This is a genomic window from Bradyrhizobium sp., assembly GCF_027451485.1.
Taxonomy (GTDB): Bacteria; Pseudomonadota; Alphaproteobacteria; order Rhizobiales; family Xanthobacteraceae; genus Bradyrhizobium.
Window position 1 is genome coordinate 1 of the sequence record NZ_DAIDJE010000011.1, and the last position, 23409, is coordinate 23409.

19 protein-coding genes are annotated in these 23409 nt (G+C 62.3%); 9 read left to right on the forward strand and 10 right to left on the reverse strand.

The annotated features are described in order from the left end of the window. The coding region (locus tag NEZ08_RS01765; protein WP_298102578.1) for a site-specific integrase at positions 1 to 1146 on the reverse strand (1146 nt) is incomplete at its 3' end. Between the two features lie 420 nt (positions 1147 to 1566). Here NEZ08_RS01765 and NEZ08_RS01770 point away from each other — a divergent pair. The 5 genes from NEZ08_RS01770 to NEZ08_RS01790 all read left to right on the forward strand — a co-directional run bounded on the left by NEZ08_RS01770 (position 1567) and on the right by NEZ08_RS01790 (position 10147). Continuing rightward, positions 1567 to 1848: a type II toxin-antitoxin system RelE/ParE family toxin gene (locus NEZ08_RS01770; RefSeq protein WP_298102581.1), complete on the forward strand. Its 282-nt coding sequence runs from the start codon at positions 1567 to 1569 to the stop codon at positions 1846 to 1848. Positions 1849 to 1861: 13 nt separating this feature from the next. After that, on the forward strand, positions 1862 to 2167 hold the full coding sequence (locus NEZ08_RS01775; protein ID WP_298102584.1) for a HigA family addiction module antitoxin: 306 nt from the start codon (positions 1862 to 1864) through the stop codon (positions 2165 to 2167). A 754-nt stretch (positions 2168 to 2921) separates the two neighbouring features. After that, on the forward strand, positions 2922 to 5369 hold the full coding sequence (locus tag NEZ08_RS01780) for a TonB-dependent receptor (RefSeq protein WP_298102587.1): 2448 nt from the start codon (positions 2922 to 2924) through the stop codon (positions 5367 to 5369). Positions 5370 to 5789: 420 nt separating this feature from the next. Continuing rightward, positions 5790 to 7010 carry an efflux RND transporter periplasmic adaptor subunit gene (locus NEZ08_RS01785; protein ID WP_298102590.1) on the forward strand — a complete coding sequence of 407 codons (1221 nt, stop codon included), beginning with the start codon at positions 5790 to 5792 and terminating at the stop codon, positions 7008 to 7010. Further along, positions 7007 to 10147 (forward strand): efflux RND transporter permease subunit, encoded by a 3141-nt coding sequence (locus NEZ08_RS01790; protein ID WP_298102593.1) that lies wholly within the window; start codon positions 7007 to 7009, stop codon positions 10145 to 10147. The genes NEZ08_RS01785 and NEZ08_RS01790 overlap by 4 nt, the downstream gene beginning before the upstream one ends. Before the next feature lie 3 nt (positions 10148 to 10150). Here NEZ08_RS01790 and NEZ08_RS01795 read toward each other — a convergent pair whose 3' ends face one another. The 9 genes from NEZ08_RS01795 to NEZ08_RS01835 all read right to left on the reverse strand — a co-directional run bounded on the left by NEZ08_RS01795 (position 10151) and on the right by NEZ08_RS01835 (position 18559). Then, on the reverse strand, positions 10151 to 10969 hold the full coding sequence (locus NEZ08_RS01795; RefSeq protein WP_298102596.1) for a c-type cytochrome: 819 nt from the start codon (positions 10967 to 10969) through the stop codon (positions 10151 to 10153). Continuing rightward, entirely contained in the window at positions 10969 to 12591 is a 1623-nt protein-coding gene (locus NEZ08_RS01800; RefSeq protein ID WP_298102598.1) for a b(o/a)3-type cytochrome-c oxidase subunit 1, read from the reverse strand. Before NEZ08_RS01800 ends, NEZ08_RS01795 begins: the two co-directional genes overlap by 1 nt. Continuing rightward, positions 12578 to 13141 carry a cytochrome C oxidase subunit II gene (locus NEZ08_RS01805; protein WP_298102601.1) on the reverse strand — a complete coding sequence of 188 codons (564 nt, stop codon included), beginning with the start codon at positions 13139 to 13141 and terminating at the stop codon, positions 12578 to 12580. Before NEZ08_RS01805 ends, NEZ08_RS01800 begins: the two co-directional genes overlap by 14 nt. Next, positions 13138 to 13317 carry a hypothetical protein gene (locus NEZ08_RS01810; RefSeq protein WP_298102603.1) on the reverse strand — a complete coding sequence of 60 codons (180 nt, stop codon included), beginning with the start codon at positions 13315 to 13317 and terminating at the stop codon, positions 13138 to 13140. Before NEZ08_RS01810 ends, NEZ08_RS01805 begins: the two co-directional genes overlap by 4 nt. An 8-nt stretch (positions 13318 to 13325) precedes the next feature. Further along, complete coding sequence (locus tag NEZ08_RS01815) at positions 13326 to 14585, reverse strand: cytochrome c (RefSeq protein ID WP_298102606.1); 1260 nt, start codon at positions 14583 to 14585, stop codon at positions 13326 to 13328. 9 nt (positions 14586 to 14594) lie between these two features. After that, on the reverse strand, positions 14595 to 15275 hold the full coding sequence (locus NEZ08_RS01820; RefSeq protein ID WP_298102730.1) for a c-type cytochrome: 681 nt from the start codon (positions 15273 to 15275) through the stop codon (positions 14595 to 14597). 383 nt (positions 15276 to 15658) lie between these two features. Continuing rightward, positions 15659 to 16522 (reverse strand): SUMF1/EgtB/PvdO family nonheme iron enzyme, encoded by an 864-nt coding sequence (locus NEZ08_RS01825; protein ID WP_298102609.1) that lies wholly within the window; start codon positions 16520 to 16522, stop codon positions 15659 to 15661. Between the two features lie 54 nt (positions 16523 to 16576). After that, positions 16577 to 17701, reverse strand: coding sequence for a copper-containing nitrite reductase (gene nirK / locus NEZ08_RS01830; RefSeq protein ID WP_298102612.1), 1125 nt, complete (start codon positions 17699 to 17701; stop codon positions 16577 to 16579). A gap of 159 nt (positions 17702 to 17860) precedes the next feature. Beyond that, positions 17861 to 18559, reverse strand: a complete 699-nt coding sequence (locus NEZ08_RS01835) for a Crp/Fnr family transcriptional regulator (RefSeq protein WP_298102614.1) — start codon at positions 18557 to 18559, stop codon at positions 17861 to 17863. A gap of 464 nt (positions 18560 to 19023) precedes the next feature. Between NEZ08_RS01835 and NEZ08_RS01840 the strand changes: the two genes are divergently transcribed. The 4 genes from NEZ08_RS01840 (at position 19024) to NEZ08_RS01855 (ending at position 23038) form a co-directional block, all read left to right on the forward strand. Then, on the forward strand, positions 19024 to 20202 hold the full coding sequence (locus NEZ08_RS01840; RefSeq protein WP_298102616.1) for an NnrS family protein: 1179 nt from the start codon (positions 19024 to 19026) through the stop codon (positions 20200 to 20202). Positions 20203 to 20239: 37 nt separating this feature from the next. Next, on the forward strand, positions 20240 to 21553 hold the full coding sequence (locus tag NEZ08_RS01845) for a hypothetical protein (RefSeq protein WP_298102618.1): 1314 nt from the start codon (positions 20240 to 20242) through the stop codon (positions 21551 to 21553). A gap of 20 nt (positions 21554 to 21573) precedes the next feature. Beyond that, a complete protein-coding gene (locus NEZ08_RS01850) occupies positions 21574 to 22077 on the forward strand; it encodes a DUF2249 domain-containing protein (RefSeq protein WP_298102620.1) in 504 nt (167 codons plus the stop codon). Between the two features lie 295 nt (positions 22078 to 22372). After that, positions 22373 to 23038: a response regulator transcription factor gene (locus NEZ08_RS01855; RefSeq protein ID WP_298102623.1), complete on the forward strand. Its 666-nt coding sequence runs from the start codon at positions 22373 to 22375 to the stop codon at positions 23036 to 23038. Positions 23039 to 23409 lie beyond the last annotated feature (371 nt).

Sequence of the window (23409 nt, forward strand, 5' to 3'; positions counted from 1 at the left end):
CGAGCCAGCCCGGTGTCCGATCAACGCTGCGATCGTTAGTTCGGAGAAACCTAAGTCGGCGGCCACTGAAGCGAATGAGTGCCGCAGCACATGGGGCGTAATGTCAGCGGGCAACTCACCGATTTGTACAATCTTTCGGAAGAGCGACGGAAAGCCCGTCATCGGAACGCCTTTCCGTGCCGATGGAAAGACAAGCCCGTCATCAGAACGGGCGAGCCGGTCGAGCTCGCCAACTACTGAGGCCGAGAGCACTCTGACGCTGAATCCTGTCTTTGTATCTGGAAGGCGCGCCAAGTGGCGCTCGAAATCGATATCGCACCATCGCAGGTTAAGAGCTTCACCCGAGCGCCAGCCAGTCATTGCCAGGAAGCGGGTGGCGGACACCGCATAAGGCCAAATGCCATCGGTTCGCTCCAGGGCCGAACCAAGCTGGTTATATTCGCTGTTGCTTAGCCGCCGATCGCGCTTGCCGTCCGCGAAGCGAAGGACTCCCACGACGGGATTTTGGTCACAAACACCTGTACGAATTGCGAAGTTGAAAATTGCGCCGAGCAAGCCAACCGTACGTGTGGCCGCCCCTCGACCACCTCTTACATTTGAAACAGCCCGTGGCTTCTCTAGCTGAACGCGTTTCCTTGTTCGTCCCTCCGCTACGTCATGCATGAACGCTTCAACATCTTTGCGTGCGACATCCGAAATCTTTCTGCTCCCAAGCAAAGGCTTGATGTGGGCAGCGATACGGCTTTGATCGGTGACGAGCGTGCTACGCTTTTTGCTGTGCCCTCTGCGGGTTAGCAGGCGGCCAGCCCCCGCGGCGGCCAGGTACTCATCGCAAATCTGAGCTATCGTTGCCGAATGGCGCTGGGTGATCTTATTCCCAGCAGGGTCGTGGCCTTTGGCGACCTCTGATAAGACTTGTTGGGCTTCTGCCCGGGCCGTCTCCGGAGTCCAAGGCGCGCCGTGTCGGCCTATGGTGTACCAACGCTGTCGTCCTTGTTTAGTACGGTACTTAAGTCCATAGACGATCGCCGGGGTATTTCTGCGTCGAGCACAGAAACCAACCACGCGATCGTCCCAAAGCGTTTCGTGCTCTTGGAGGGCTCGTATGTTCCGCAAGCCAATTCGGGCTTTCCCATTCTTCGTCATACCCTAGGTACGGGGACGAACGGCTACCCCATGGCTACCAACTCCGCTCAAGCGGTCGCCAACGGTCGCAAATTGGAACAAGCGCTAGGAAGCCGAGAAGCTTTGATCTGCTAGCCAAAAAGGTCCTTATCAAATTTGCGCAATAATGCTGAGTTGCCCTCCGAAGGCAAAGGTCACACGTTCGAATCGTGTCGGGCGCGCCACTTCACGATCTTGCGCGATATTGCCGCCGTTGGCCGGCAAGCGCCGCGCCATCCCGCCGATTACCGCACAAATGCCCAACGCCGCGGCAGGAGCGAGCTGCCGGGACGATCAGTCTGAACGGAGGGGGCAATAGACGTAGGCGGGCGAGGATCAGTTGGTACCATCGTTTGATACGATGTCGTTTGACGCTCGTATCATTTAATGATACATGGACTCGTGATCAGGAGCTTTCGCGACAAGACCACTGAAGCCGTCTTCGACGGCGAAAGCCCGAAGGGCTTTCCGGCCGATCTGGTCAAGGTGGCGCGCCGGAAACTGCGCTATCTCAACGCAGCCGGCGATCTTGGCGACTTGAGGTCGCCTCCCGGCAATCGGCTTGAGGCGCTTGCAGGCGATCGCCGGGGACAGCACTCGATCCGCATCAACGACCAATTCCGGGTGTGCTTTGTTTGGACCGCGGAAGGCCCGGCAGAGGTCGAGATCGTCGACTACCATTAGGAGAGACGCCACAATGCCCAAGAAGCTCAAGCCCATGCATCCCGGTGAAGTTCTGAGGGAGGAGTTCCTCATTCCACTCCATATGTCGGCGGGTGCTCTTGCCAAGGTTTGTGGCTTGCCTCGGACGAGAATCGAACGGATTGCGAGCGAGCAGACCGGCATTACTGCCGATACTGCGCTTCGCCTCGCCAAGGCGCTCGGCACAACGGCGCAACTATGGCTCAATCTGCAGACCGACTACGATGTTCAAGTCGCGAAGCGCGATCTCGGCAAGGTTCTTGAGCGCATCGAGACCGTAAACAAGCCGGAGGCGGCCTAGCTAGTCGGCGTAGCGGAATATCGCTGGGCATCGCAACTTTGAGCGTAGGTGCGTGCTGTGGACCGCAGCATCATAGCGCCACGGCGAAGCAGTAGTGCCCATCTTCATCGGCCGTGGCGCGCCAGCACCCTCGATAGGCCAGCCGTCGAACCACAAAATTTTGGACACCCGGTTCGGCGACATTCCCTCGTGCTGACTTCGGCCAAGCCCGAGGGCAGATATCGGATCTCCAACATTGTCGTCCTGCACCACCGAGCGGCAATACACGAGATGGCTCAACTATCTCGTATCATGCCGAAGCGCGTTCAACGGATGCTTCCGCAATCGCGCACATCAAGATAGCGACACGTCCGGGAAGAAGCGTTGAGGTGCAACGGGTTCTATCGCGCTCTCGCCGAAAACGTTGAGCGTTTCGAGGGTCGCGAACAACGTCAACGACATCAAGGTCATCTCGATTGAGGTGGATTCTTCAAACGTCGGCATGCGAGGCTGTCGGGCGGTGAGCGAACTTGAGCTCGGACACGCCATTAATTTAGCCGGTTCCGGCCTCTCCCAATCGCCCTTTGGCTTGAAGGTCCGCGCCTCGTCGCTGACCGGGCCCAAACCATCGCTCCCAGCCATTTTGGCAACCGGGAAATTTCCCGATCGCTCCGGGACGTTTTTCGGATGCGCGCCGCCCCGCTCCCTTTAATATGGTCCGTTCCAGACCGGCGACGACAAGACCACAACGCCTGCCGGAATGGGGGCGGTGGGGATGCGTGTTCGGGTCTTGCTGATGGCGTCAGTCGCGGCGGCAGTTCTTGCTGCCGCAAGCACCCAGATGCGCGCGCAGGACAGCGGAAGTTTCACGACGGAGCTGCCGGCGGTCGAAGTCGCTCCGCCGAAGACGGAGGCGAGAACGACGGTCAGGCGGGCCAGGCCCGCCTCTCGTCCAGCCGCGACGGCAGCCCACCGAACGGCGGTGACGAGGGTTGGTGTCTACCCAACGACCCCGATCGCGACGCCAAGCACGGCGCTGGCCGTCGACAAGGTTCCCGGCAGCATCAACTTCGTGAATACGCCGGACATCCAGCGCACGAATTCCCTCAACGTCATGGATGCGCTCCAGCAAAACGTCGCCGGCCTCAACATCAGCAACGTCGCCGGCAATGATTTTCAGGCCAACGTCGAGTTTCGCGGCTTTGTTGCCTCGCCGGTGTCGGGCACGCCGCAGGGATTGGCCGTTTACCAGAACGGCGTCCGCGTCAACGAGGCGTTCGGAGATACCATCAACTGGGACCTGATCCCGACCGCGGCGATCAAGTCGATCGCCGTGGTGACGAACAATCCGGCCTATGGCCTCAATGCGCTCGGCGGCGCCGTCTCGGTCCAGATGAAGGATGGCTTTAACTATCACGGCGCTGAAGTCGACTTGATGGGAGGGTCCTTCGGCCGCCTTCAGAGCTCGCTGCAATGGGGCAAGCAGATCGGCGACTGGTCGGTCTATACCGCGCTGGAAGGCGTGCACGACGACGGCTATCGCTACTTTGGCCAATCGGACATCCGCCGTTTCTACGGCGATGTCGGCTACCGCAATGACAGCAGCGAATTCCATCTCAACATGGGAGCCGCCCAGAACAATTTTGGCGCTTCCGCGACCACGCCCCTCGAACTGCTCGATCAATACTGGGGCGCGGTCTACACCACGCCGCAAACCTCGCAAAATCAGGTCGGCTACCTGAATTTGACGGGAAAGGTCGACGTCACGCCAAGCTGGACCCTGGAGGGCGTGGCCCACTACCGGGCGTTCAACCAGCAAACCGTGGACGGCAATCCCACCGGGACACAGCTGTGCGATCCTCCCAATCAGGCGCTGCTGTGTTTCGGCGATGGCATCGCGCCGGCGAACGGAATGAATGGACAGCAGCTTGCCAATCCGTTTCCGGCGGGCTCGTTTTTGGGAGAGATCGATCGCACGATCACCAATACAAACACCGGCGGCGCTTCCCTGCAGGCCACCAACACCGACCAATTGTTCGGTCACGACAATCGCTTTGTGGTGGGCACGAGCTTTGACGCCAGCGTGACTCATTTCGGTAGCAGCGCAGAACTCGGCACCATCGGCACCGACTATGTCGTCAGCGGCAGTGGCATCTTTCTCGGAACATCGGGTAATCCAGCCTCTGACGGGCCTGTATCGTTGCGCGCCACCAATCAATACACCGGGCTTTACGCGCTTGACACATTCGATGTCACCAAGGCCCTCTCGGTCACTGCCGGCGGGCGCTTCAATGATGCGCGCATCGTTTTGCAGGACCAGATCGGCACCGCGCTCGACGGCAACGAAGTCTACGACCGCTTCAATCCGATGATCGGCGCCACTTACAAGATCACGCCCGAGCTGACTGCCTATGCAGGTTATTCGGAAGCCAATAGGGCGCCGACCCCGCTTGAGCTTGAGTGCGCCGATCCAAACCATCCCTGCATCCTGGCGACCTTCCTGGTTTCAGATCCGCCGCTCAAGCAGGTGGTTTCTCACACCTATGAGGCCGGTTTCCGCGGCACCCATGATTTCAGCTTCGGAACGCTCGACTGGAAATTTGACGGCTTCCGCGCCACCAATACCGACGACATTCTCGAGATTCCGTCGCTGCTGCAGGGGTTCGGTTACTTCCAGAACGTCGGCAACACGCGCAGGCAAGGGATCGAGGCCGAGGCCAACCTGAGATCATCCCGGTGGCAGTTCCGCGCCAGCTATGCCTTCATCGACGCACGCTTCCTGGATTCACTGCAGCTGGGCTCGAACAGCCCGGCCGCCGATGCCAACGGCAACATCCAGGTTTTGCCCGGCGACATCATCCCGGCCATTCCGCGTCATCGCATCAAGGCCAGCTTCGATTATTCGGTCACGGACGCATTCAAGGTCGGCGGCGATGCGCTGTGGGTCAGCAGCCAGTATCTGGTGGGTGACGCATCCAACCAGGAACCGCAATTGCCTTCCTATGCCGTGTTCAGCGCGCACGCGTCCTATCAGCTCGACAAGACGTACCAGATCTATGGCCGGGTCGATAACATCCTCGATAACCGCTATTATACCTATGGCGGCTTTTTCGATACGACACAGTTGCCGAACTTCTACACCGGTAACCAGTTCACCGATGCGCGTTCCCTCGCACCGGCCCGGCCGCGTGCCTTTTACCTTGGTATGAAGGCGACCTTCTGAGACAACTGTTCTAGGGCCCGCTTTCCGAAGTTCATGGCCCATTGCAGCAACCACTGTCACGAACTTCGGAGAGTCATAGGCTCTGGTCGAATTCGCCGCTTGTGGTGCGGGGACTTCAGATCGGCGGTACCGGGCGGCCTTCTCTTTTGCTCACGATGACCAACGTCAGCTTGAGGTGAGGAAAGTGCGTCCCTCGGAGAATCGCCCGCTTCCGGCGCGAGGCACGTCATCGCGATGACCAATTCCGGCTGTAAAACTCGAGCACTTGGACCCAGCGCCCCTAGAGGTCGCGAGTTACCATTGCACCGTCTGCCCAGGTTGCCGGCGGGCCGATATCCGGCCGACCACGCTGGACCTTCTGACGGCGACACCAGTTATTGAGCCGGTGCATCCCGCGCGCGACGTTGAAAGGGCGGAGTCATGAAGCTCGGAAGGTTGGCGGGGGTCCTGAGCCTTGTCCTGGCTGCCGCGATCGATGCACCGGCTTCTGCCCAGACCAAGCAGGGCGCTGCGGCACCTCCGGCCGTCGGCGTGCTCGAAGCCGTCAAGCGTCCGATCACCGAAACCAACCGATTTCTGGGACGCATAGAGGCGGTCAATCGCGTCGCCGTCGTCGCCCGCGTCACCGCCTTTCTGGACAAGCGGTTCTTCACGGAAGGCGCGGAGGTCAAGACCGGCGAGCTCCTTTACCGGCTCGAGCGCGGCCCGTTCGAGGCCGACCTCAAGGCAAAGCAGGCCCAGGTCGCTCAATTGCAGGCGACGCTCGAGAACGCCAAGCTGACAACCAACCGGGCAAAGGCCCTGCTCGGCGGCCCCGCCGGCCAGCAATCCACCTACGATGCCGCGATCGCCAGCCAGCAGAGCCTGGAAGCGCAGGTCCAGGCAGCGCAGGCGCAGGTCGATCTATCGAAGATCAATCTGGACTATACGGAAATCCACTCGCCCATTGACGGCAGGATCGGCCGCACCTCCGTCACGGAGGGCAACGTCGTCACCCCCAGTTCCGGCACCTTGACCACGGTGGTCAGCCAGGACCCGATGTATGTCACCTTCCCCGTGTCGGTACGCGAAGCCTTGGGGCTGCGGCAACGCTACGCGACCCGCGGCGGCTTCAAGGCGGTTGTCATCCGGATACGCCTGCCGGACGGCCGGCCCTATGACCAGGTTGGCCAACTCAATTTCGTCAACAACACAATCGATCAAAACACCGACACCATCCAGCTGCGCGGGACCATTCCCAATCCGAAGCTGGCCGGCGGCGTTCGCGAACTGACCGATAACGAGTTCGTCAGCGTGTTGCTGGAAGGGGTGCAGCCCGTCGAGGTGCTGGCCATCCCGCGCTCCGCGGTGCTGTCGGATCAGCAGGGCGAGTATGTTTACTTGCTCGGCGCCGACAACAAGGCGGAGCAGCGACGCATCAAGCTCGGACAATCGACATCCACGGTCGCATCGGTGACGAACGGCCTTTCTCCAGGCGACAAGGTGATTGTCGAAGGCCTGCAACGCGTGCGCCCCGGCGAAACCGTCGCTCCCGGGCCGGCGAGCGCGCTGATCCAGTCCAGCATGAACAACACGGCGGATGACGCGAGGGGAGGTGGCGAGGGCGGGATCGGGGCACGGCCTGCGGGAAGCACTCCATGATTTCCGCGCTCTTCGTCGATCGTCCGCGGCTTGCGGTCGTCATCGCCTTTGTGATCACCATCGCAGGTGCGCTCGCGCTCTTACAAATCCCGGTCGCGCAATTTCCCGACATCGTGCCGCCGCAGGTGACGGTAACGGCCATGTTCCCAGGCGCGTCTGCTGAGGTGGTGGAAACCAGTGTCGCCCAGCCTTTGGAGGCGGCTGTCGTCGGGGTCGACAAGATGCTCTACATGAAGTCGACGAGCGGCAACGACGGCAGCTATACGCTGACCGTCTCATTCGCGCTCGGCACCAATCCCGACATCAACACCGTCAACGTCAACAACCGCGTTCAAACCGCGCTCTCGCAGTTGCCGACCGAGGTCCAGGCCCAGGGGCTCGTCGTGCAAAAGAAATCCTCGGCCGTGCTGGAGTTCATCGTGCTTTACAGCAAGAACGGCCAGCAGGATCCGCTGTTCATCACCAACTACGCCGTCATCAACGTGCTGGATGCGATTTCGCGCACGCCAGGCGTCGGCCAGGCCACGCTGTTTGCCAAGCTGAATTATTCGATGCGGATCTGGTTCGATACCCAGCGGCTCACCAGCCTCAACCTAGCGCCCTCTGATGTGATCGCGGCGATCCGTGCGCAGAGCGTGCAGGCGCCGGTTGGCCGCATCGGCGCCCGGCCGATCAGCAACGAGCAGCAATTCCAGTTCAATGTGCAGACGCAGGGCCGGCTGACGACGTCGACACAGTTCGGCAATATCGTGCTCCGCGCCAACCCCGATGGGTCGGTCCTGCGCATCAAGGATGTCGCGCGCGTCGAGATCGGCGCGCAGAACATGGACAGCGAGTCGCGGATCGACGGTCAGCCGGCAGTCCCCCTGGGCATCTATCTGGCGCCCGGCGCCAATGCGGTGGCGACGGCAAAGGCGGTACAGGCCACGCTCGCCAGACTGTCGGAGCGATTCCCGCCGGGATTGACGTATCTGGTGCATTACGACTCGACGGCCTTCGTCTCCGATACGATTCACGAAGTGCTGAAGACCCTCGGTGAGGCCTTCATTCTCGTCGTCATCGTCGTGTTTCTGTTCCTTGGAAACCTGCGGGCCACGTTGATTCCGGCGATCGCGGTCCCGGTGAGCCTGATCGGCGCCTTCGCGGTTCTGCTGGCGCTCGGCTATTCCGCCAATACGGTCACGCTCCTGGCCATGGTGCTCGCCATTGGCATCGTGGTGGACGATGCCATCGTGGTGGTCGAGAACGTCGAACGGGTGATGGAGGAAGAACCGGAACTCTCGCCCGCCGACGCGACCAAGAAGGCGATGGCGCAGATAACCGCGCCGATCATCGCCATAAGTCTCGTGTTGCTCTCGGTGTTCGTGCCGATCGCGTTCATTCCCGGAATCTCCGGCACGCTGTTTCGTCAGTTCGCGGTGACCATAAGCGCGGCCATGGTGATCTCGGCGCTCAATGCATTGACGCTTTCGCCGGCGCTGTGCGCGGTGTTCTTGCGGCACCGCGGGGAGCGCCGCGGCATCATCGGACGCGTGCTCGGCGGCATCGATTGGGTTCGCGACCGCTATGCCGGCATGGTGCGGCGGCTGCTGCGAGTCGCGGTGCTGGCGCTGGTTGCGGTCGTGGTATTCTTCGTTGGCATCTTCGGCGTCTCGCGGCTGACGCCGACCGGCTTTCTGCCCGAGGAGGATCAGGGCGCGTTCTTCATTGCTGTGCAGCTGCCGGATGGCGCATCGGTGGCGCGCACCAGCGAGGTGACCAAGCAGGTCGAGGCGCTGCTCAAGCAGATGCCGGCGGTCAATCACGTGCTTTCGATCATCGGCTTTTCGCTGCTTGACGGCGGCGACGAACCGAACTCCGCCTTCATGGTGGCGAGCATGAAGCCGTTTGCGGATCGCAAGGCGGCCGCAGATTCGGTACAGGCGACGATCCGAAAGATGTTCGGTGCCGGCATGCAGATCCGTCAGGCCAGCATCCTGCCCTTCAATCTGCCGCCTATCATCGGGCTTTCGACCTCGGGCGGCTTCGAATACCAGCTCGAAGCGCTCGAAGGACAGGACCCGGCCGCGCTCGGCAGTGTGGTCAGCGGCCTCATCAACGCCGCCAACCGCGACCCGCGGCTGACGCGCGTCTTCTCCACCTTCACCGCGACCAACCCCTCGCTCTATCTTGATATCGATCGCGCCAAGGCGCAGGCCCTCGGCCTCAACATCAGCGACGTCTTCACCGCGCTGCAGGCGACACTGGGCGGAATCTACGTCAACAACTTCAATCTGTTCGGGCGCACCTGGCAGGTCAACCTTGAGGGCGAAGCCGCCAATCGCCGGGACATTCCCGATCTCTGGCAGATCTATGTTCGCAACAACAAGAATCAGATGGTGCCGATCCGCTCCATCGCAAGCTTGCGGATCGTAACCGGACCGCAGGTAATTACCCGCTACAACAACTATCGGTCGGTCACTATCAACGGCGGCCCGGCAGCGGGCGTCTCCTCGGGGACAGCCATCGCCGCGATGCAGGAATTGTCGAAAACGACGCTGCCCGCCGGCTATTCCTATGAATGGACCGGGACCGCCTATCAGGAGCAGGCGGCCTCGGGCCAGACCGGCATTATCCTCGGGCTGGCGGTGCTGTTTGCTTATCTGTTCCTTGTGGCGTTGTACGAGAGCTGGACCATTCCGGTGCCGGTGCTGCTGTCGGTCGCCGTCGGCGTGCTCGGCTCCTACCTCGCCATCAAGTCAAGCGGACTGAACCTCGACCTCTACGGCCAGATCGGCCTCGTGGTGTTGATCGCGCTTGCCGCCAAGAACGGCATCCTGATCGTCGAATTTGCCAAGGAGCAGCGTGAAGCGGGGCGGTCGGTGACGGAAGCCGCAGAGCTCGGAGCACGGATGCGCTTTCGCGCCGTGATGATGACCTCGATCGCCTTCATCCTCGGTCTGCTGCCTTTGGTATTCGCAACCGGCGCTGCCGAGATCAGCCGCCGCGGGGTTGGCACGGCGGTGTTCGGCGGCATGCTTGCGGCAAGCTCGATCGGCATCTTTGTCGTGCCGATGCTCTACGTCACTTTCCAGCGCTGGCGTGAAGGCGCAAAGAGGCGCTTCGGCAGGCGAGCGGGAACACCGTCGACGAGTTGACGGTCAGTCTGTTGCCTTGATGATCTCCGGTGGCTGCGATGCATAGTACGCCGCGGCCTCATCGATCTCCTGTGGCGTCAGGCCACGCGCGACATTACGCATCTGCTGGCTGATGTCGTTGGTGCGCTGACCCGACGCGAACGCCTGTAGCTGGGCTTTCAGGTAGGCCTCTGACTGACCCTCGAGCCAAGGGCTGCCGGTCTTGTTGTCCAGGCTGCCGTGGCAGGAGCCGCAGGGCGCGATGCCGCGCATCGGCGCCCCGTAGATCACCACGCGGGGCTTGGGATGCTGCTCAACAGGATGAAAGGCAGGAAGTCGCGGAAGATAGGAATAGTAGGCGGCGACGTCGGTGATTTCCCGGTCGGACAGGTTGGCGGCGAACGGCGACATCACCGCATTGGTTCGCGCGCCCGATCGGAAATCGAGCAACTCCTTGTAGATCACAGCCGCGTATTGTCCGGCGAGGTTCGGGGAATCGGCCCTGCTGATGCCGGTCGGCCCGTGACAGATGGCGCAGCGTTGCGCAAGCGTCGCTCCCCGGCCGATCGATTCCTGGCTCGGATGCGCAAGCGTCATCGAAGTGAGGACCGCCTCGGACGACCGGTGCGCCGATTTCGGTATCTCGCCGGACGAGACGCTCCGACGCGGCAGTCCGGCCGCGCTACAGAAGGCGTCCCAGAGATCGGCGTATTTCAGTTCCGGCTGCAGGCGGGGCAAAACGACGAAGCCGGCGACCGCCGTCAGCACGAAAAGGCCTGCGGCCAGGCCGACAGCGACCGAAAAGTAGCTGTTGCGGAACGTGAAGAGTTCGCGGGTGCTCATCAATGCGCTCCCACGTAGACCGCGGGCACCGACGTATCGTGGCGCGTGGCCAAAGTCAGGATTGGATAGCCGTAGTTCGTGACGGTCAGTCCGATCATCAGCGCCACCCAGATCGCGAAACTGTTGAGCGCGAGCGGCACCGAGCGGACCGGATGGACGGGCATGCTGAAGCGGTAGGCGCCGGCTTCGGTCGCGCCCTGCGCGTGGGAGCGGATGAGAATAAACAAGAACAGCAGACCCGAGGCCAGCAGGATCAAAGCGCCGACGGCCGACAGGCTGACGGAGAGGGCTTCGGGAGCAATCGCCGGATTTGAATAGTCGTAATAGGCCATCCGGCGCGGCATGCCGAGAATGCCGACCCAGTGCCACGGGAAGGTCGTTACGATCATGCCGATGAACCAGAGCCACAGCTGCGTTCGTACCAACGCGAGATTGGGCAGGGCCCGGCCGGTCAGGTGCGGCCACAAATCATAGGCGATGGCGAAATACATGATGACGATAGCGCCGCCGAAGATCAGATGGAAATGGCCGGTGATCCACTGCGTGTTATGGATGGTCGTATCGAGCTGGTAGCTCATGTTGATGAGCCCGCCGGCGCCGCCGAATCCAAGCATCACGAAGGAGAACGCGACCGCCAGCATGATTGGATTCTGCCACGGCAGCGCGCGGATCCAGCCGAGCGCGCCACGGCCGCCGCGCAGGCGGGCGGCAATCTCGACGGATGCGCAGATCGTAAAGACGGTCAGCAAGGTCGGCACTGCGACCAGGGCGGTGAACGCCGAGTGGATGAATTTGAAGCCGGCGCCGACCTCGGGGTCTGCAAAGGTGTGGTGGATGCCGATGGGCATGGCCACGACCAGAAACAGGATGAACGCGAGGCGGGCCATCGTGTCGCTATAAAGCCGGCCGCCGATCGCGCGCGGCACGATGACGTAATAGGCGATATAGCTCGGGATCAGCCAGAAATAGACGATGGCATGCAGCGTCCAGGAGAAGAAGACGCGCGCCAGGCCGGCGTCGATCGTGGTCTTCAGACCGAGCGCCACGGGTATGATCTGTAGCAGCAGTTCGAGCGCCGCGCCGACCGCGGTCCAGGCCCAGAGATAGGATCCCGCCACGTTCGCAAACATCGCAAGCGGCACAGGTTCGCCCGGGTGAGCGCGCCGCCAGACCCGCAGGTTGACGGACATCAACGCGACCCAGATCCAGGAGCCGACCACCACCAGCACGACGCCGATGTAGTAGAACGGACTGCCGATCAGCGGCGGATAAAACGTGTATAGGACCGACGCTCGCCCAAGCGCGACCGGGACCATCGCCATGATCGCGCCAATGACGATGAGCCAGAATCCCGCCCAGGCCCACCGCACGCCGACCAGGCGCTGTTGCAGGGCGGACTCGGTGATCGCGTAGCCGAACCCCATGGCGACCAGCGTCGGGAATACATAGCCCATCACCGTGCCGTGCGCGGTCAGCGAGCGATAGTACCATTCCGGATTGCTGATCCATGTGTAGAGCGGACTGCGGACGAACATCTGCCATGCGCCGAGGCACAGTGCGAGCCCGAACACGGCGAAAGCGAACCAGAAATGCGCGAGAATGAGCTTTCTATTCACCAACACAGCTCAACCTCCCGCCGTTTTTGGCGCGCGCCGCGAATTCGGCCTTGTCGATCACCTTGACTTTGCCCCACATCCCTTCGTGGCCGAAGCTACAGAACTCCTGACACGGCATCAGGTGCTCGCCGGTTTTCTCGAAGCGCATGAATTGCTCGGAAACATAGCCCGGCACCAGCATCGTGTTGACGTTGGTGCCCTGGATCAGGATGCCGTGGATGACGTCGGCGCTGGTAGCGCGCAGCATGATTGGAGTTTGCGCCGGCACCAGGATGCAGGCGGGCGTGAACGAGTATTGCTGGCCGATCGCGCGGACCGTCACGCTGCCGTCGGGCTCGGTTGCCGTGCCCAGATTGGATTCGACGAACTCGCCGGCAAGATGCAGCCGTGTCGGATCGATGGTCTCAACGCGGCCTTGCGGCATCGTCGCCTGGTGGAGACCGGCGAAGGTCGCCAGAAGCACCAGAGCGACGATGACGATGACGGAGATCGTCGCCCAGCGCTTTTCGGTGCGCTCGGCGACCGCGGCAGCGTGAGAATCGTCCTGCACCGTCATTGCAGGGCTCCGCGAGGCAGGAAAACGAAAAGGTAGAAGGCAAGCCAAAGCGCGATGACGATCGCGGTCGTGATCCCTGCCAAGGTCAGCGCGCCGCGCGGTCCGGCGGCAACGATCCGCTCGACCCGCTCATCCAGCGTGTCCGTGGTCTCTCCCGGCAGGTCCGAATTGATCATGCGCAGCCTCAATCAAGTGGTGCCGAGCGGAGTTCATTGGCGTCGCGTGCACTCACGGCCGTGCCGCGGTTGCCCCACGCCGTGCGGATATAGCTCACGACAGCGGCGACCTCGTTGTCGGAGAGCTGGCCCGCGAAGGGCGGCATGCCGTAGGGACGGGGATTGCCTTCGGTGCCGGGCGGGTAGCCGCCGTTGAGCACCATCCGGATCGGATTGACCGCCGATTCCATCTCGATCGATTGATTGCCCGCGAGCGGCGGCCAGTGCGGCGGTTTGCCTTCGCCCTGCGCGCCGTGGCAGGTGGCGCACTTCGTGTCGTATACGGTCTTGCCGAGACTGATAAGCAGGCTCGCCTCAGTGCTCGGCAGCGTTGTTGCCGCCGGGGCTCTCGGAGTAGGTTCGGCGATGCCCTTCAGATACACCGCCATCGCCCGGGTATCCTCATCTGTCAGGTATTGCAGGCTGTTGTAGACGACCTCTGCCATTGGGCCGTACACCACGCCGCGCGCCGAGACGCCGGTCTTCAGAAGGTCAGTGATGTCCTTGAGGCTCCAGTCGCCAAGTCCCGCCTCGCGGTTGGAGGTGAGGGACGGGGCGTACCAGTGCTGCATCGGGATCAGTCCACCCTTGAACGCTTCCGACTGTGAAGTCCCCCCCAAGGCATTGATCGGCGAGTGGCACATCCCGCAATGGCCAAGCCCCTCGACGAGATAGGCTCCCCGATTCCATTCAGCCGATTTGGTCGGATCCGGCTTGTACTGGCCTTCCGTGAAGAACAGCGTCCGCCAGCCGAGGATGAGTTCCCGGTTGTTGTAGGGGAAGCGCAGGTCGTGCTCCCGGTTCTGCTGCTTTACGGCCGGAATCGACTTCAGGTAGGCGAAGATCGCGTCGCTGTCCTCGCGCTTCACCTTGGTGTAGGAGGCGAACGGCATCGCGGGATAGATCAGGCCGCCGTCGGGGAAACGGCCCCTATGCATGGTGATGTAGAAGTCTTCGGCGGTCCACTTGCCGATGCCGGTCTCGCGGTCCGGCGTGATGTTGGAGGAGTAGAGCGTGCCGAATGGCGTCGGCATGGCGCGCCCGCCGGCGAAGGTGCGGCCTTCGGGCGCGGTATGGCAGGCAATGCAGTCGCCGGCGCGGGCGAGATATTCGCCGCGCTTGACAATGTCGCTGGCGCTATGACCGGCGGTCGGCTGCTGCGCGTCGGCGACCCCGCCGGCCACGACGGAAAGGAAGAACAGGCCAAGGACTTGAGAGAACGATCGCATCCTCGACTCCTAGTCCGGCTCGCTTCCGCACGCGAACGGCAGCACGTAGGCGCCCTTGCCTGCCGGGGCGGCGTTGATCGGGGCCGGCCGGCTCGCAAGATAGGCCGCCACCGCTGTTACGTCCGCCTCCGTGAGACGCGCCGCGACCTGCTGCATGCAGTCAGGAGCCTTCGCCGTCCGGGTGCCGTAGCGCCAGGCGCCCAATTGCGCGCTGATGTAGTTCGGACGCAGACCGAGCAGACCCGGAATGCCCGGCTCCATGCCGGTGAGGCCCGGGCCGTGGCAACTGCCGCAAGCCGGAATTTGGCGGGCCGGATCGCCGCGAGCGACCAGAGATTGTCCGTGCTGCATCACTTGCGCACTGACCTCGCTTGCGGCGGGCGCCGGCAGCGGCGGACGCTGCTCGGCAAAGTAATCGGCGATCTCCTGAAGATACTGATCGCCGAGATATTCGAGCAGGTAGTTCATCGGCGGGTACTTCCGCCGTCCGTTCTTGAAGGAGAGCAATTGGTTATAGAGATAGCCGGCCGGCTTTCCGGCCAGCCGAGGGAAATACACGTCGGTTGTGCCTTCCCCCTTGTTGCCATGGCATGGCGTACAAGCTTCCACCCGGGCCGCCATCGTATCGGGCGGCTGGCCAGGCGTCTGGGCGGTGGCGGAGAGCGTCTGGACCGAAAGCGCCAACCCCAATCCGACGATCAGCTTTCGAAGCGTCAAAGCGGTATCCCCAATACGCGCTGAACGATGCGGCAAACGTCGCAAGGGACATTTTGTTCCTGCGCCAACGTCGAAGCGTTGCCCGACATTTGCCTTGAGCATCGTTCTCGAAGCAACAGGAAATTCAGCTCAAGGGTTATTTCACCGCCGATGTACGTCACGCATTTCCAAGAACTTACCGGATGACGGCAGTCATTTGGGCGCGAGTCAATCAAGTGTTTATAGGGCGGGCAATTCAACCAAGTGTTTACCGCGACACAGGTTAAAGCATGCCCATTTTTTCCGGACAGCGTTGCCTCGCGCGTGCAGCCGAACGCGAGGGGAAAATGGCTTGCGAACTTCGGAATCGGAGAGTTCTAGAGCCGCGGCATCAGATTGGATACTTTGCGGACGGCCTCCGCGATGACTGACTGCCGAGAGTCGACAACGAGCCGGAAGCCGAGATTTGACGGTGGCACGCCCGCCGCGCAGCCACCGAACTTCGGATCGCGAATGAAATCCGTCATGTAGGTCCGGTGCGCGCCCTCGACCACGCGAACCCCGCAATTGGTATTGGTGACACGCTCCGTGCCGCCGTAGAGAGAGACGCGCAGGAAGCAGGAGTTTGTCCACTCCCAGACATTGCCGGCGACGTCGGCTATTCCCCTGCTGTTGACGCCGAAAGTCCCGGTCGGTTGAGGTGTCGCGATCTCCGGTCCAGCGCGGGCGGCTTCCGCTTCGTAGCGTGCGATCCAGGCCTGCGCCGGATCGGCGGGGTCGATCAGGGGCAAGGATTCGTCGCGTGCCTTCTCGGCGGCGGCGAAGGTCCATTCCTCGTCGGTCGGAAGGCGATGGGGAATGCCTGTCCTTTGCGAGATCCAGTCCGCATAGGCGGTCGCGTCGTGCCAGTTGACGCCGACGATCGGGACATCCAGCGACCCGGACGGCAGGGCGACGCGCGGGCAGGCGCCATCCGCCATGCAGCGCGCATATTCGGCGGCCGTCACCTGGTCCTTCATGATCACGAGCCCGTCCGCCAAGCGAACGTTGTGCAGCGGATTGGCGGCCGGCTTGCCGTCGCGCGAGAAGTCGCCCGCCGCCCGATAATCGAAAGAGGCGGGGGCGAGGGCAATCGTGCCGTCGATCTTTTGACCAGCGGGCGGCGTGAGCGATGCAGCAACGATCGGAGCCATCACGGCGACGCCCAGCGCGGCGGCCTTCAGCTTCAGTGCGATCAACATGGCTCCGATCTCCTCGATCCTGAAGGGAGGGGGTTTGACGGTCCCTTTGTCCGCCTACCTCGCAATCGGTCCGCCGGGCAGCACGGCGGCGCCGAGTTTCTGAGGCGGAATTGGGCCGGGCGGCGAAATCTGCTTCATCAGGTCTTCATTCCACTTGCCATCGACCTTGATGTGCGCGGTTGCCCCGAGCTCGACCGCCTCGATCAAATTGTGATTGACGTAGGCGTAGACGCCGGGTTCGCGGAAGGTGTAGAGCGCCGCACCGGCGGAGCCGCCACGGACGAACCAGGTCTCGAGATCTTTTTGCGGCGGGTTATCGAACTTGCCCGTCTCCCAGACATAGTCGCCGTGACCGCCGATCAGGTGCGGGCGGGTGTCGCGGTTGGCTTCGGAATGCACAATCAGCACGGTCTCGCCGACCTTCGCCGTCAATGCATTCTTTCCGGTCAGTGCGCCGACCCTGCCTTCGAACACCTCGTGGGTCGGAATGAGCTTGCGCATCACCTCCGTCGTATCGGCATAGGACTCGGCGAGCGAATCGTAGGTCTTGTAACTGCCCTTCTCGTCTTTCGGCACATAGAAGTCGTTCTCGCCGATATAGAAGACCTTGTCATAGTGCAGCGGCTTGCCGTCGCGGTCCTTCAGGCCATCGCGCGGCAGCACCATCACGGCGCCATGCATGCCAGAGACGACGTGCCAGGGGATCATGCCTTCCGGGGCGCAGTGATAGATGAACACGCCGGCCCGCGTCGCCTTGAAGCGCAGCACCGCCTGCTCGCCGGGATTGACCTTGCTCAGCGCGCCCCCGCCGAGAGCTCCGGTCGCGGCGTGCAAATCGATATTGTGGGGCATGGTATTGGTCGCCGGATTGACCAGTGTCAGCTCCACATAATCACCCTCGTGGACGACCATCATCGGGCCTGGCATCGAGCCGTTGTAGGTCATGGCCCACATCTTGGTGCCGGCGTCGTCGATGACCACCTGCTTTTCCTGCACCGTCAGCTTGAACTCGACGATCTTCGGGCCGGCCTTGGTCGCCTGTTCGTGCGGATGGACGAATGGAGGCGCCACGAGTTCGATCTTCTGGCGCGGCAAATTGAGTTCGTCGGCCAGGGCCGGCAGGGTCATCGCAAGCGCCGCGATCGCGGCTCCCATCAGGGCGGTCCTTCTCGTCAGCATGATGCTCTCCATTCGGTTCGTTCGATGGCGCCATCATGCTGCTATGCACCCAAATAATCTTTGTGCTGCATCAAAGGGAAAGGGGTGATTTCGCGGCGATGCGGTCGAAAATCGACTGACAATTTGCGCCAGCGCAAACAAGCCCGGCTGGGGCTTGGGTCAGCTGTCCTTGCCCTCGGCCAAGGCGCGCAGGCTGCTCGCGTCGCACAGGACAATCCGTTGCCTTCCGCCTTCGACCAGACCTTGGCTTTCCCAGGCGCTCAAGATCCGGCTGACCGTATGCAGCGTCGTGCCGGTCATCTCGGCGACGTCCTGGCGGCTGATCGGAAAATCGATTTCGATGCCGGCCTCCACCTTGCGGCCGGCCTGCTTTGCCAGCCGCAGCAAAGTGTGGGCGATGCGTTGCTCGACCTGCTCGTTGGATATTTCCATGACGCGGGCCTGCGTATCCTGCAGCCGGCTGCCTACGGTTTGTAGCGCGCTCGAAGCAAGCGTCGGGTATTTGATGATCATCTGATGCCAGGAGGACGACGGCCAGGCTAGTGCGATCGAGTCCACGGCGGCAACTGCGGTTGCCGGATAACGCGTCAGGCTCATGGCTTGCGCCACGCCGAATAGTTCCCCAGCCGAGACGTAGCGTACCACCGATTGCTGCCCTTGCGCCGTGGTCTTCTCGACTCTGAGGTGTCCATGCAGCAGCAGGAAAAACCGGTCCGCATCCGCGCCCTGGTCGAAAACGGCAGTCCCCTTGGGGTATCGGATCGAGCGGGCCTCGCGCAAAAGCTCATCCTGCTCGGCGGGCGCAAGCCCGGCGAACATCGGCAAATTCGCGACCAGGGTTCGGTCGACGGCGGCCATGGATATCCTCGTTCGATTTCGCCGCGCACATTATCCGCCGCGTGCGCAAGCCTCAACGGCCTGCCAGCAACTTAAGACGGGATTTCCGATGTCATTTACGTCGCCGGCTTCCCGCCATTTTGCGGATTGGGGCGTTTTCGGGCGAAGACATGGGTCTCGCCAGCTACCCGGCCGGCGCGAGCATCATTCGCCGTCTAGAAGGATCGGAACCTGCGCGAGTCGTGCAGTTTCAACGCCGCGTGTGTCGGTTCCAAATAGCTTGCGTGCGCTTCGTTGCCGCTATCGCAATCAAAAGTCCGCATGTGTCCTCCCTCAATGGCGAACACATATTTTCATCGCGGCCGGGCCGATCGGGGATCACACACCAAATACTGGCGCCAAGAGAAGAGGCTGTAATTTGAGCCGCGACAAAGAGGCTTGCACAGCGAAGGCGTATGTTAGCGTTAAATGATCGCGAGACGCCAATGGCGACGATGCAGAAATTGAGATCTTACCGCGGCCCGGCGCTGTTCTCGTACGGCTTCCGCCCGTTCTTCCTGTTCGGCGCCATTTATGCAGGCGCGATGATTCCGCTTTGGCTCGCAGTCTTCTACGGCGATGCGTCCCTGCCGGCTTCCTTCGCACCGCGGGACTGGCATGTGCACGAAATGCTGTTCGGTTATGTTCCTGCTGTGATCGCGGGCTTTCTCCTGACGGCGGTGCCGAACTGGACCGGCCGGCTGCCTATACAGGGCGTTCCGCTGATGATCCTGTTCGGAGCCTGGCTTGCTGGTCGCCTAGCCGTTGCATTCTCCGGACTGATCGGATGGCAGGCGGCACTCGGCGTCGACGCCATGTTCCTGCTTCTGCTCGCTTTAGCCATCGCCCGCGAGATTATTGCAGGGCGGAAATGGAACAATCTCAAAGTTGTTACCATCGTCACGCTGCTGGCCGTGACGAATATCGCGTTTCACCTCGAAGCCCATTTCAACGGGCTTGCGAAATTTTCCAGTCGCGCCGGCATCGCGCTGGTGGTGACGCTGGTCTGTGTCATCGGCGGACGTATCGTGCCGAGTTTTACGCGCAACTGGCTTGCACGCCGTGGATCGGGGCGGCTGCCTGTTCCCTTCGGCAAGTTCGATGCGGTCACCATGGTGGCCGGAACCGCCGCCCTCATCGCGTGGGTCGCGGCTCCCTCGGGCCGCCTCACGGCGGTCGCGCTCGGTCTCGCAGGACTGCTACATGTAGTCCGTCTCGCCCGCTGGGCGGGTGAGCGAACCCTCGCCGACCGTCTCGTCCTGATCCTGCACGTCGCTTATGCGTTCGTACCCGCTGGCTTCTTTCTGTCAGCGCTCTCGGCGCTTGATCTCGTCGCTCCGAGCGCGGGAATTCACGCCTGGACCGCCGGCGCGATCGGCTCGATGACGCTCGCTGTGATGACGCGCGCCTCGCTCGGTCATACCGGACAGGCCCTGTCGGCCTCGTTCGCTACGCAAGCGATCTATGCTTCGATCGTCGTGTCCGCCCTGGCGCGTATTTTTGCCGCGCTCGAGCCTGCTCATTCGATTCCACTGCTGGAGCTTGCGGGCGCCGCATGGGTTTTTGCCCTTCTCGGCTTCGCGCTGGTTTACGCGCCGCTTCTGGGCCGTGCCCGCAAATTCTGAGGCGATGATGACGGGGACGAGATTATCACGATGGACGATGAGCTACTTCGCGATCGCGGTCGCTTGGCTGATCGCGGCCGAAGCGCTGATGTCGTTCGGGTTCGGCTTTCCTGCCGCTGATCTTGCCTCTCCCGATACGCTGGTCCTGGTTCACATCGTCTGTATCGGCTGGCTCAGCATGGCGATGTGCGGCGCTCTGTTCCAGTTCGTTCCGGTGCTCGTGGGCGAGCCGCTGTTCGACGAGCGATGGGAGATGCCGGCGTTGGCCTTGCTCACCGCCGGTCTTGCCACGCTACTCGCGGGCTTTCTGTCGTTGGGCGGCCGTCTTCCCGTCGGGCTGTGGTTGCTGCCGGTCGGAGCCGCCCTGCTGGCAGCTGGCTTCGCGCTTGTGGTCCTCGATCTCGGCCTGACAATCTGGCGCGCGCGCCCCCCGGTCGGACCGGCACACTTCGTGTTCGCAGGCCTGATTTTTCTCGCCGCAACCGTCACGCTTGGAAGCGTCTTTGCCTGGTCGTTATCGGGTCACGGCGGCAAAGCGCTCGACGCGGTGCTCGCATCGGCAGTGCCGCTACATGCCACCGCCGGGCTGGGCGGCTGGCTGACGCTGACGGCGATGGGGGTGAGCTACCGGCTGCTCTCGATGTTCATGCTGGCGCCCGAGGTCGACGGCCGCAGCAGCCGGTTGACACTTGGTTTGGGCGCGGCCGCAATCGGCGTCGCCGTGGCAGGCGGCCTATTGACCGTCGCGGCGGAAACAGGTCTGCCAATCGTGCTCGGCGCCGCCGCGGCGCTCAGCCTCGCTGCGCTTGCGCTCTATGGACGTGACGTCGTGCGGCTCTATCGCAATCGCAGACGTCGGCGCCTGGAGCTCAACACCAGGATGGCGGCCTACGGCATCGCGAGCCTTGTGGCAGCGGCCCTGCTGGGGGGCGCGCTTGCAACCACCGGCTCCTTCGCTGCTCATGTGGGAGCCTTCGCATTCCTGGTCGCATTCGGATGGCTGTCCGGGCTGGTTCTGGCCAAGCTCTACAAGATCGTCGCGTTCCTTACCTGGCTTGAGACCTATGGGCCCGCGATGGGCCGAGTGCCGACACCCCGCGTTCAGGATCTTGTTGCCGAACGGCGGGCATCGAAGTGGTTTGCGGTTTATTTCGCCTGCGTCTGGGGCAGCACGGCGGCACTTCTCGTCAACCAGGCGCTGGTGTTTCGCGGAATCAATGTTGTCATGCTGATCGCCACGGTCGGTATCGTTCAAGAGCTGATCCGGACGCGACAGCTCGCCGATGTCGCCGCGCCGCTGCGGCTGCCTGACGGGACGCAGGCGCCGCGTCTTCTTTATTCGCGCAACTGACCAACGAAAGGAAGCAATCGATGACCCAGTACATCGACGTCGACGTCCGACCGATCCTTCGCGCCGGAGGCGAACCGTTCTCCGTGATCATGGCCGCGCTCGAGCGGCTCGAGCCGGGACAGGGCCTTCGCCTCTATGCGACCTTCAAGCCGTTCCCGTTGTTCGCTGTCATGGCTGACAAAGGCTTCGCGCATTCCGCCAGCGAGATCGGCGGTGGTGAATGGGAGGTGCTGTTCTCTCCTGCGGAGCCCGCGCCGGCGATGGCTTCGCCGAACTCGCAGCCGACCGATGACTGGCCAGAGCCTGCCGTCCGTCTCGACAACCGCGATCTCGATCCGCCGGAACCGATGGTCCGGATCCTTGGTGCCGCCGAGCAACTTGCGCCGGGCCAAACGCTGTCGGCGCTGCTGCGGCGCGAGCCTGTTTTCCTGTTCCCTCACCTTGAAAAGCGCGGCTATCGCTGGCTCGGTGGCTTCACGCCCGACGGATCAACCTACGAACTTACGGTGAGGGCGCCGTCCTGAGGGGCGGGTTCGTCGCGCTTCTGCGGGATCGGCCGGAAACGGCTGTCTCCGCGAGCTAACCCATTATTGCCCGTCCGCCGCATGCGGTCCGTTGCCTCATCTCTCCGACGATTTCGACCGCACCACGGCGCCGGCACGGCCTGGAGTCTCTTCAGGCCACAGTTTCCGAAGAGGCAGTCAACACCCTAAAGAATTCTTAAGTTTTAGTTCGGCGAGCCAGACCTCATCGTTGCAGGAGCCAAGCGGAGGGAGAAGGTCGTTGACGAAGGGGCCTTCGGTCAGCGTCCCGACCATCTTGCTCGTCGAGGACGAAGAGGATCTGGCCAACGAGATAAAGGCCGAACTCGAGGGAGACGGCTATCTCGTGCGCAGGCTGTCAATCGCCGACGCCGCCGACGCGGCGGCAATGAGCGACGCTGCCATGCTGATTCTCGACCGGATCCATCACGGCATCGACAGCCTGCACACGGTGCAAATCATTCGTAAGCAGGGCGCCAAAATTCCGGTTCTGATCATATCGGCCTGCTCGTCCGCCGATGATGTCGCCGAAGGCTTGCGGGCAGGGGCGGACGACTACCTCCCGAAACCCTTCTACATGGTTGAGCTGGTGGCCAGGGTGGAAGCCATGCTGCGCCGGCTCGGCGACATTAGCACGACCAGGCTGATCGTCGGCGATCTGGAAATCGATCTCCTCGAAGGGACGGCATTCAAAGCCAGCGCAAAACTCAATTTGCTGCCGCGCGAGTTCAAGCTTCTGGAATATTTCGCGCGCAGGCCCGGCCAGCTCATCACGCGCGCGATGCTGCTCAAGGATGTGTGGCAGTACGACTTCGAGGTCGAAACCAACGTCGTCGACACCCACATCAGCAATCTTCGAAAGAAGATCGACGAGCACGGCTTGCCCAGTCGGATCGCGAATGTGCGCGGACTGGGATATATGCTGCGCCCTCACGCAGCTTGAAAGGCAGATCGCCTGCTGGCAGAAATCAGTCCGCGGAAACGAGCCATGAAGCGCCTCGGCAGCATTGCCGGCTGGGGTGGGACATTCGGGTCCCGCCGATCTGACGTCACCTAAGCGGCGAAGGGACTTCCGATCGACAAAGCGGTACTACAATCGATCAGTTTGCTGGTGCCAATGACCCTCCGGAGTTCGCGAAGCTGGGCGCCGCGAGGGACAGTGAATGTCGAAAATGGGCACCAGGTGCCAATGAACCATGCTAGTACCGCCGATCTGAAGTCCCTGCACCACAAGCGGCGAATTCGATCAGGGACTTCAGATCGGCGGTACTAGAAACAGTAAATTAGCTGGTGCCCATGACATTCCGAAGTTCG

Coding starts and splice junctions, on each gene's coding strand:
- NEZ08_RS01850 (WP_298102620.1), top strand. CDS start 21,574: ATGACCCAGTACATCGACGTCGACGTCCGACCGATCCTTCGCGCCGGA.
- NEZ08_RS01825 (WP_298102609.1), bottom strand. CDS start 16,522: ATGTTGATCGCACTGAAGCTGAAGGCCGCCGCGCTGGGCGTCGCCGTG.
- NEZ08_RS01790 (WP_298102593.1), top strand. CDS start 7,007: ATGATTTCCGCGCTCTTCGTCGATCGTCCGCGGCTTGCGGTCGTCATC.
- NEZ08_RS01775 (WP_298102584.1), top strand. CDS start 1,862: ATGCCCAAGAAGCTCAAGCCCATGCATCCCGGTGAAGTTCTGAGGGAG.
- NEZ08_RS01810 (WP_298102603.1), bottom strand. CDS start 13,317: ATGATCAATTCGGACCTGCCGGGAGAGACCACGGACACGCTGGATGAG.
- NEZ08_RS01780 (WP_298102587.1), top strand. CDS start 2,922: ATGCGTGTTCGGGTCTTGCTGATGGCGTCAGTCGCGGCGGCAGTTCTT.
- NEZ08_RS01835 (WP_298102614.1), bottom strand. CDS start 18,559: ATGGCCGCCGTCGACCGAACCCTGGTCGCGAATTTGCCGATGTTCGCC.
- NEZ08_RS01795 (WP_298102596.1), bottom strand. CDS start 10,969: ATGAGCACCCGCGAACTCTTCACGTTCCGCAACAGCTACTTTTCGGTC.
- NEZ08_RS01845 (WP_298102618.1), top strand. CDS start 20,240: ATGAGCTACTTCGCGATCGCGGTCGCTTGGCTGATCGCGGCCGAAGCG.
- NEZ08_RS01815 (WP_298102606.1), bottom strand. CDS start 14,585: ATGCGATCGTTCTCTCAAGTCCTTGGCCTGTTCTTCCTTTCCGTCGTG.
- nirK (WP_298102612.1), bottom strand. CDS start 17,701: ATGCTGACGAGAAGGACCGCCCTGATGGGAGCCGCGATCGCGGCGCTT.
- NEZ08_RS01785 (WP_298102590.1), top strand. CDS start 5,790: ATGAAGCTCGGAAGGTTGGCGGGGGTCCTGAGCCTTGTCCTGGCTGCC.
- NEZ08_RS01805 (WP_298102601.1), bottom strand. CDS start 13,141: ATGACGGTGCAGGACGATTCTCACGCTGCCGCGGTCGCCGAGCGCACC.
- NEZ08_RS01840 (WP_298102616.1), top strand. CDS start 19,024: ATGGCGACGATGCAGAAATTGAGATCTTACCGCGGCCCGGCGCTGTTC.